5 protein-coding genes, 2 tRNA genes and 2 rRNA genes (1 of these 9 only partly in view) are annotated in these 8,669 nt (G+C 59.3%); 6 read left to right on the forward strand and 3 right to left on the reverse strand.

The window, feature by feature from the left end; translation table 11 throughout:
* Positions 1-4: 4 nt before the first annotated feature.
* Positions 5-997, reverse strand: coding sequence for an aspartyl protease family protein (locus tag GC121_RS07340; protein WP_151973501.1), 993 nt, complete (start codon positions 995-997; stop codon positions 5-7).
* Between the two features lie 120 nt (positions 998-1,117).
* Here GC121_RS07340 and GC121_RS07345 point away from each other — a divergent pair, with 120 nt between their 5' ends.
* Together GC121_RS07345 and GC121_RS07350 are read left to right on the forward strand one after the other, a co-directional pair.
* Positions 1,118-1,714 carry a class I SAM-dependent methyltransferase gene (locus tag GC121_RS07345; RefSeq protein WP_151973503.1) on the forward strand — a complete coding sequence of 199 codons (597 nt, stop codon included), beginning with the start codon at positions 1,118-1,120 and terminating at the stop codon, positions 1,712-1,714.
* Positions 1,711-2,553, forward strand: a complete 843-nt coding sequence (locus GC121_RS07350; RefSeq protein WP_151973505.1) for a glycosyltransferase family A protein — start codon at positions 1,711-1,713, stop codon at positions 2,551-2,553. The genes GC121_RS07345 and GC121_RS07350 overlap by 4 nt, the downstream gene beginning before the upstream one ends.
* A 3-nt stretch (positions 2,554-2,556) precedes the next feature.
* Here GC121_RS07350 and GC121_RS07355 read toward each other — a convergent pair whose 3' ends face one another.
* The gene (locus GC121_RS07355) at positions 2,557-4,020 is read right to left on the reverse strand and encodes a lipopolysaccharide biosynthesis protein (protein ID WP_151973507.1); all 1,464 of its coding nucleotides are present in this window, start codon (positions 4,018-4,020) and stop codon (positions 2,557-2,559) included.
* Positions 4,017-4,928 (reverse strand): glycosyltransferase, encoded by a 912-nt coding sequence (locus GC121_RS07360; RefSeq protein WP_151973509.1) that lies wholly within the window; start codon positions 4,926-4,928, stop codon positions 4,017-4,019. Before GC121_RS07360 ends, GC121_RS07355 begins: the two co-directional genes overlap by 4 nt.
* A 692-nt stretch (positions 4,929-5,620) precedes the next feature.
* Between GC121_RS07360 and GC121_RS07365 the strand changes: the two genes are divergently transcribed.
* The 4 genes from GC121_RS07365 to GC121_RS07380 all read left to right on the forward strand — a co-directional run.
* Positions 5,621-7,105 (forward strand): 16S ribosomal RNA (locus GC121_RS07365).
* A gap of 181 nt (positions 7,106-7,286) precedes the next feature.
* A tRNA-Ile gene (locus tag GC121_RS07370) sits at positions 7,287-7,363 on the forward strand.
* A gap of 17 nt (positions 7,364-7,380) precedes the next feature.
* Positions 7,381-7,456: transfer RNA gene (locus GC121_RS07375), tRNA-Ala, on the forward strand.
* A 257-nt stretch (positions 7,457-7,713) separates the two neighbouring features.
* Positions 7,714-8,669: ribosomal RNA gene (locus GC121_RS07380) — 23S ribosomal RNA — on the forward strand (it continues 1,833 nt past the right edge of the window).
* The 16S and 23S rRNA genes sit together here with 2 tRNA genes alongside, the layout of an rRNA operon.

Genomic DNA, 8,669 nt, shown 5'->3' on the forward strand with positions numbered 1-8,669 from the left:
GGTGTCAGTCGTGCAGCCGCGTTGCCCGGTCGTTGAAGTTCCACGCCTGATCGGTGGTCAGTTCATCGGGAAATTCGAACAAGATGCGCCGCTCGCGGAAATCGATGGCGACGCGGCGGAACATCCGCAGCTCGTTCATGCCCAGGATCATCGCCGGCTCGTCCTCCAGCCCGAGATGCGTGAACGTGGGGGAGGCGGCGAAGGAAACCGGGAAATTGGTGATCTGCATTTCCCCCATCCGCAGCGAGCGGGCGATGCGCGTTTCGCTCGTCACCGCCACGCCGTTGACGTCGGTCATGGTCGCATCTTCCAGCGCGGGGCGATTGCGCAGGCGGCGTTGCAGCGCCAGATTGCCGATTGATCCCGAAGCGCCGGTATCGATCAGCACGGCGGTGCTCACCCCGTCGATCCGCGCGCGGTGGATGATGAGCTGGCCGAGCCGTTCGCGCGCACGCACGACAATGTCATAGCCGTTCGCGCCGCCTGCCTCGAAACTCTCCGACACGGTCATCCGCCGGTTGCGGAAATCGAGCAGCACGCGCTGGTTCTGCAAGCTGTCGAGGCCGAGGATGCCGTCGGCGCTGCCGATATTTGCGCCATCGACAATCGGAGCCTGGCGGATGGTGAAAATCCGCTCGCCCAGCGCAAACTCGGGAACGATGGTGGTTTCCACCATGCGGCTGCTCGCCATGCCGATCAGCAGCGCGGGTTCGCGGTCGAACAGTTCCAGCTGCGTGGCGAGATCTTCTGACAGGACGGTTGCCTGCGCGCCGGTATCGACCATAAAGTCGAACGGGCCTTGCCCCATAATGGTGACTGGCACGGTGAGGCGCTGGTTGGAATCGCGTTCCAAGATGAGTGTTTCGGTAAACTCTTCGGTATCGGGATCGCCAGTAGCGGCGGTTTCGGGGTCTGCCGCATTGCCGGGGTCGCGTTCCTGCATCCCGAAACCCGCGAGAGCGAGCGCCAGCGCGCCGCTGAGGGCCGTCCAATCCATGATCTGTCTCCCGCCCGCTGCACGTCCCGCTATGCGTTGGGAGGCGCAAGTTTACCACGCGCGCGGCAAAGCCCCAAATTGCAAATGATTCTTAGGGTTTCCGCGCTATCGCGGCGGCGTATGACACCTGCACTCAAATCCTTCGTCGAACGCGCCGCCAGCACGGTCGGCTATGATAAAACGCATATTACGCGCACCGTCGCCTATGCCGAGGTCGAGGCCTTCCTCGCCGGGCTGCCGGTGGGCGAGATGGACGCGCTGGAAATCGCCGCGGGCTGGAAATGGCGCGAGGCAGGCTGGGGCAGCTTCACCGAAATGAACTGGCCCGATCACGATATCTGCAACGATGTGCTGGGCCAGCAATTCGACATCATCATCGCCGACAATGTGTGGGAGCATTTGCTGCATCCGTGGCGCGCGACGCAGCACGTGCTCCAAATGCTCAAACCCGGCGGCTGGTTCGTCAATATTACGCCCTTCCTCATCCGCCGCCACCCGATCCCGAATGATTGCACCCGCTGGACGGAGCAAGGGATGCGCCACTTCCTAGAAGACAATGGCTTTGACGAAAGCAGCATCAGCACCGGATCATGGGGCAACCGCGCGGCAGTGAAGGCGAACTTTAACCGCTGGGCGCGCACCGGCTGGAACCGCAGCCTGAAGAACGAGCCCGACTTTCCCATCACCGTCTGGGCCTTTGCAAAGAAGCCGCAATGACCAAGGATCTCGCCATTGTTGTCCTCGCGCATAATGAAGAGCGTCGCATTGGCATATGCCTAGCGAGCTTGCCGACAACTGATCCGGCGGTGGCGGTGCACGTTGTCGTCAACGGCTCGACCGATCGCACAGCGGAGATTGCGCGCAGCTTTGCCGGGGTAACCGTCCACGAATACAAGCAGGGCGGAAAGTCGCGCAGCTGGAACCGCATCATGCTTGGCGAGGGCGCGGTCGAGGCGGGCACCTATATTTTCGTCGATGGCGATGCCGAGGTCTGCCCCGGCTCGGTGAGCGCGCTGGCCGAATGTCTTGCCGCTAACCCGCGCGCCAATGCCGCCTCGGGCTTCCCCCGCAATGGCCGCAAGGCCGAACACTATGCCGAGGCCTTGGCGCGCGAGCATGGCCTGTTTGGCGATCTCTACGCTTTGTCGGGCCGCTTCGTCGCCTTGCTGCGCGAACGCGGTATCCGCTTGCCCGAAGACCTGATCGGCGATGACGGCCTGCTTTGCGCGATGGCCAAAACCGATGCGCGCGATGAAAGCCATTGGGACGATAGCCGCGTTGTGCCATGCAAGGGCGCTGGCTTTCTGTGCGAGCCGACTGCGCTCTCGCCCGCCAGCCTGCATGGCCAGTACAAGCGGATGGTGAATTACAGCCTGCGCCATTTCCAGAACCGCATCATCACCCGCATCATGCGCGAAGAGGGCGGGCCGGAGGCGCTGCCGCCGCGTCTTGCCGATCGCTATGCCGAGTGGCTCCCCCGCTGGCAGCCGCGCCGCGATCCGGTGTGGTGGTGGTTTGACCGGCAGGCGATCAAACGGATGCGCGGCGCGATCTAGGCGCTACTCGGCGGGCTGCACCACTGGCGGCTTGCGCTTGATAACCAGCCGGATCAGCTCGCCCAACGTCTCGCGCGCCACCAGCAGCAGCAATCCGCCATAGGTCGCCGCGCCCAACGCCGCCAGCAGCGGCAGGCGGATGAAGGGCGATTCGACCGGCAGGTTGGCGCTCGCCAGCGTGACCACCACCGCCATCACCGCACTCGCGCCTAGCCCCGGTGCCAGTGCGCCAAGCATGTGGCCATGGCTGATCCCGAGATGCGGCTTGGCCAGCAGGAACACCGAGAGCGGCAGAACGGGGAAGACGAGCACCCACACCCAGGCTAGCCCCACTCCGCCCCAGCCGACGCCGATATAGAAAGCGGCAGGCACAATGCAGAAGCCGATGATCGAGGCCTGCATGGTAATCCCCGGCTTGCCGATGGCGTTCAACGCCGGTGCAAACAGCGAATGCAGGGTGAGTGCGGGCATGGCGAAGGCAAGCACAGTGACAATCGGGATCATCGACAGCCATTTGCTGCCCAGCAGCACCGCAACCATTTCCGGCGCCACCGCGCTCATTCCGAAGAACATCGGGCAGGTCGCCAGCATGATCAGCCGCACCGCTTTGAGGAAACTGTAGCGCAGCGCCGCGCGGTCATCCTGCAATTGCGCATAAGCGGGGAAGGCGACTTCGTTCAGCGCGGGCACAAATCGCACCGCCACGATGGTGGTGAGGAACAGGCCTTCGGCATAATAGCCAAGGTTCTCCGGCGTCAGGAAACGCCCGGCGATGAAAATGTCCGACTGGGTCACCAGTGTCCAGAAGAAGTGGCCCGCCAGCACCGCCGCGCCGAAATTGAACATCCGCCCCGCGCCGCGCAAATCGAAGCTCGGCCAATAGGTGAAGCGTGCGGCGATCATCAGGCAGATGCCGCGCGTCCAGAACGCCGCCAGCGGCGCGAAGACCAGCGTCCACACGCCGAAATCGCTTAAGGCACACGTGAGCGCGACCGAGGCGGAAACGATGGTGGCAATAAGATTGCAGATCGCGGGCCGCTTGAAATCCATCTCGCGCGTCAGCAGCACTTCGGGCAGCGCGATAAACGGGGTGGAGAGGAAGATCAGCGCCTGTACGCGCAGCAGCTCGGTCACCATCTCGGTGCGGTAATAGGCGGCAGCGAGCGGCGCGCCGAGGAATTGCACCGTCGCAATCGCCCCATTGACCAGCAGCAGCATCCCGAACGCCTGCCGGATCTTGCGTTCGTCCACTTCGCGATCCTGGATCAGCGAGCTGGCAAAGCCGTATCCGCCAAGGAAGGCGAGGAAGGTGAGAATCACCTGCGTCATCGCAAAGATGCCGTAATCCGCCGGATCGAGAATGCGGATGACGATCAGCGTGGCACTCCACGCAACGATCTGGGACAGGATCTGGCTGCCCGAACGCCACATCACGGCGCGCTTCACGCTATCGCGCATAGAGGTCATTGTGTGGAGCCTTTCAGGCGCACGGCAAGGCTGATGCGCAGCCAAGTAAGGATCGCGCGCAGCTGGCCAAGCACAGCCATCGGCGATTCGCCAAAGGCGCGCAGCAGGTGTGCGGGCCGGAAGGTGTAAGTATCGCGCGTCGCCAGCCTCGCACGCGCACGCGCGCGAAATGCAGAGGCGGGCAGGGCTTCGACTTCGCCCAGCAGCCGGTCATGCACCAATTGTTGGATATGCCGCGCGCGCTGGTCGGTCAGGCTGCCGGGATGGCGGCGGTAGAGATACAGCTCGCTCGGCAAATGGTGGAAAGTGAAGCCCGCGCGCCAGGCGCGCAGCCAGAAATCGTAATCCTCCATCCCGAACAGCGACTCGTCATAGCCGCCCAGCCGCGCATCGACTTCGCGGCGATAGAGGAAACAGCAGCCGATCGTGTTGTCGAGCGGCAGATGGTCGGCGGGGCCGGTGCGGATGCGCTGCCTGTGCGTGCCCTCCGGATCGATCACGCGGTAATCGGCATGGATGATATCGGCGGCGGGATGGGCGTCGCGCGCTTTTACCAGCTCGGCGAGCGTATCGGGCAACAGGATATTGTCGTCCGATGTCCAGCTCAGCCAATCAGCGCGGGCCGCGGCAAAGCCCACATTGAGCGAGCCGGGCAGTTTCTTGTTGGCGGCATTGCGGATCACGCGAATGCGCGAATCGCGCTGCGCATAGTTGGCGAGGATTTCCGGCGTCGCATCGGTGGAACAATCGTCCACGCAAATCAGCTCGAACCCGGTGAAGCTCTGCGCGAGGACCGAATCGAGCGCCTGCGCCAGATAGGCTGCGCCATTAAAGACGGGCAGCACAATGGAGACCGCCGGCGCAGCCTGCGGCAAGGTGCCGCATGGGTTGGATATTGCGCCTGTCATGCGCCTGTTCAAAGCCTCCGGGCCGAATCGGATTCGGCATGAAATGCGATTCGTGGCACGTGCGACCGGTGAATCATGCTGCTGCCTTAGGGCCAAAGGCGTTTACGCCGCGTTAGCCACGGCGGAATCAGCCCGGAAACCGGCCAAAATCTTGCCAATTGGTGACTTTGGCGGTGGCCAAGGGGGCGCAGAAGCGGCCCGTGCGAGCAATGCCGGAGTGGCAAAAATCGCTGTTTTCCAGTTACTTGACGGGACTTTGACCGGCCCGTGAAATAAAATTGCAAAAAGGCGTTGACCGAATCCAACAGCGGGCCTAGATGGGCTCCACCGACGCGGCGCTGACGGTTCAGCCGCTCTCGCCTCGCTCGGTCGCCAACATAACTGGATAGCCGGTCCCCCGGTGTAAATCGGGGATACACTTGCTGTCCGGTTTTTAATGTTGAGTGGCTCTTTGACATTGTTAGTTTTTGATGAAGGGACATGTGGGCGACGGCGCCCGGTCCGCGAACCTCAAGGTCGCGATCACCGGTTAATTTAAGCCGACGCCACATCCTCGGAAAACACCACGTTTTCTGTGTGATGATGCATGTTCATTCGTATCCATTACGTTTGACAGTGCAGGTATCGGCTCCTTGAAGCTCTTGCTTGTCGGTCGGGCGGATTTCGATCCGTGACTGATAGGTGAGTGACACAAACTTGAGAGTTTGATCCTGGCTCAGAACGAACGCTGGCGGCATGCCTAACACATGCAAGTCGAACGAACCCTTCGGGGTGAGTGGCGCACGGGTGCGTAACGCGTGGGAACCTGCCCTTAGGTTCGGAATAACAGCGAGAAATTGCTGCTAATACCGGATAATGTCTTCGGACCAAAGATTTATCGCCTTTGGATGGGCCCGCGTAGGATTAGCTAGTTGGTAGGGTAAAGGCCTACCAAGGCGACGATCCTTAGCTGGTCTTAGAGGATGATCAGCCACACTGGGACTGAGACACGGCCCAGACTCCTACGGGAGGCAGCAGTGGGGAATATTGGACAATGGGCGAAAGCCTGATCCAGCAATGCCGCGTGAGTGATGAAGGCCTTAGGGTTGTAAAGCTCTTTTACCAGGGATGATAATGACAGTACCTGGAGAATAAGCTCCGGCTAACTCCGTGCCAGCAGCCGCGGTAATACGGAGGGAGCTAGCGTTGTTCGGAAATACTGGGCGTAAAGCGCACGTAGGCGGCGTCGCAAGTCAGGGGTGAAATCCCGGGGCTCAACCCCGGAACTGCCCTTGAAACTGCAATGCTAGAATATTGGAGAGGCAAGTGGAATTCCGAGTGTAGAGGTGAAATTCGTAGATATTCGGAAGAACACCAGTGGCGAAGGCGACTTGCTGGACAATTATTGACGCTGAGGTGCGAAAGCGTGGGGAGCAAACAGGATTAGATACCCTGGTAGTCCACGCCGTAAACGATGATAACTAGCTGTCCGGGTTCACAGAACTTGGGTGGCGCAGCTAACGCATTAAGTTATCCGCCTGGGGAGTACGGTCGCAAGATTAAAACTCAAAGGAATTGACGGGGGCCTGCACAAGCGGTGGAGCATGTGGTTTAATTCGAAGCAACGCGCAGAACCTTACCAGCCTTTGACATCCTTCGACGGTTACCAGAGATGGTTTCCTTCCTTCGGGACGAAGTGACAGGTGCTGCATGGCTGTCGTCAGCTCGTGTCGTGAGATGTTGGGTTAAGTCCCGCAACGAGCGCAACCCTCATCCTTAGTTGCCATCATTCAGTTGGGCACTCTAAGGAAACTGCCGGTGATAAGCCGGAGGAAGGTGGGGATGACGTCAAGTCCTCATGGCCCTTACAGGCTGGGCTACACACGTGCTACAATGGCATCTACAGTGAGCAGCGATCCCGCGAGGGTTAGCTAATCTCCAAAAGATGTCTCAGTTCGGATTGTTCTCTGCAACTCGAGAGCATGAAGGCGGAATCGCTAGTAATCGCGGATCAGCATGCCGCGGTGAATACGTTCCCAGGCCTTGTACACACCGCCCGTCACGCCATGGGAGTTGGTTTCACCCGAAGATGGTGCGCTAACCCGCAAGGGAGGCAGCCAGCCACGGTGGGATCAGCGACTGGGGTGAAGTCGTAACAAGGTAGCCGTAGGGGAACCTGCGGCTGGATCACCTCCTTTCTAAGGATATTGGCGGAAAGCGCCGGGGCTAGTCTCCGGAAGTGCTTCCTCCGTTTCCAAAGAACATTGCCGTCGTCCTCATGTCCTTTCATCACTGGAGAAACACTCAAGGGAAACCTTGCGTGTTTGCGCCTGAGCTGGCTCACGCCGCCCGCGGCCTTACGGCCAGTTGCGGCTGTGTGGGCCTGTAGCTCAGTTGGTTAGAGCGCACCCCTGATAAGGGTGAGGTCAGTGGTTCGAATCCACTCAGGCCCACCATTTCTCTTGTCTGATATGGGGCCTTAGCTCAGCTGGGAGAGCACCTGCTTTGCAAGCAGGGGGTCATCGGTTCGATCCCGATAGGCTCCACCAGACAACTCCAGTGAATGAAACGAGAGCGGATCCTGCTTCGGCAGGTAGGCGATCTTCGGATTGCCGTCTTTGACATTGTGAATGGGTTTTTAAATCGATGCCGTGGCGCATGGATTGCAAGGGTGGTCTAGCCGACCATCTGACGCGATCAATGCATCACAAATCAATCAAATTGATTATCTGGCTGAGATAATTCTTCCATATCATCGCAAGGCGATCAGGTTTTATACAGGCCTGACGTTGATGGTGTGGATTCTCAAGCGTGAGGTAAGAGCATTTGGTGGATGCCTTGGCATGTACAGGCGATGAAGGACGTGGCACGCTGCGATAAGCGTCGGGGAGTTGTGAGCAAACTTTGATCCGGCGATTTCCGAATGGGGAAACCCACCCTCACCATTTCCTCTGTTTTTCCTTCGGGAAGATCAGAAGAGGTGGATAGGGTATCACCGAGCTGAATAAAATAGGCTTGGTGAAGCGAACCCGGGGAACTGAAACATCTCAGTACCTGGAGGAAAAGACATCAACCGAGATTCCGTTAGTAGTGGCGAGCGAACGCGGACCAGGCCAGTGCCTTCATTTCAACTAGCAAAACATTCTGGAAAGTTTGGCCATAGTGGGTGACAGCCCCGTATGCGAAAGTGATGATGAAGGACTCGAGTAGGGCGGGACACGTGAAATCCTGTCTGAACATGGGGGGACCACCCTCCAAGCCTAAATACTCGTACATGACCGATAGCGAACACAGTACCGTGAGGGAAAGGTGAAAAGCACCCCGATTAGGGGAGTGAAACAGTACCTGAAACCGAATGCTTACAATCAGTTGGAGCCCCATAGGGGGTGACAGCGTACCTCTTGTATAATGGGTCAGTGACTTAATGTATCGTGCAAGCTTAAGCCGTTAGGTGTAGGCGCAGCGAAAGCGAGTCTGAATAGGGCGACACAGTACGATGCATTAGACCCGAACCCCGGCGATCTAGGCATGAGCAGGCTGAAGGTGCGGTAACACGCACTGGAGGGCCGAACCGTTTAATGTTGAAAAATTATCGGATGACTTGTGTTTAGGGGTGAAAGGCCAATCAAGCCGGGAAATAGCTGGTTCTCCGCGAAATCTATTGAGGTAGAGCGTCAGATGTATGCCAATGGGGGTAGAGCACTGGATGGGTGCGGGCGGCGCGAGCCGTACCAAGCCTAACCAAACTCCGAATACCATTGA

The organism is Erythrobacter sp. EC-HK427 (assembly GCF_902498745.1).
Lineage (GTDB): Bacteria > Pseudomonadota > Alphaproteobacteria > Sphingomonadales > Sphingomonadaceae > Alteraurantiacibacter.

Bases quoted from the DNA above. Each gene is read 5' to 3' on its own strand.
- GC121_RS07340 (WP_151973501.1), bottom strand. From the start codon at position 997: ATGGATTGGACGGCCCTCAGCGGCGCGCTGGCGCTCGCTCTCGCGGGT.
- GC121_RS07345 (WP_151973503.1), top strand. From the start codon at position 1,118: ATGACACCTGCACTCAAATCCTTCGTCGAACGCGCCGCCAGCACGGTC.
- GC121_RS07350 (WP_151973505.1), top strand. From the start codon at position 1,711: ATGACCAAGGATCTCGCCATTGTTGTCCTCGCGCATAATGAAGAGCGT.
- GC121_RS07355 (WP_151973507.1), bottom strand. From the start codon at position 4,020: ATGACCTCTATGCGCGATAGCGTGAAGCGCGCCGTGATGTGGCGTTCG.
- GC121_RS07360 (WP_151973509.1), bottom strand. From the start codon at position 4,928: ATGACAGGCGCAATATCCAACCCATGCGGCACCTTGCCGCAGGCTGCG.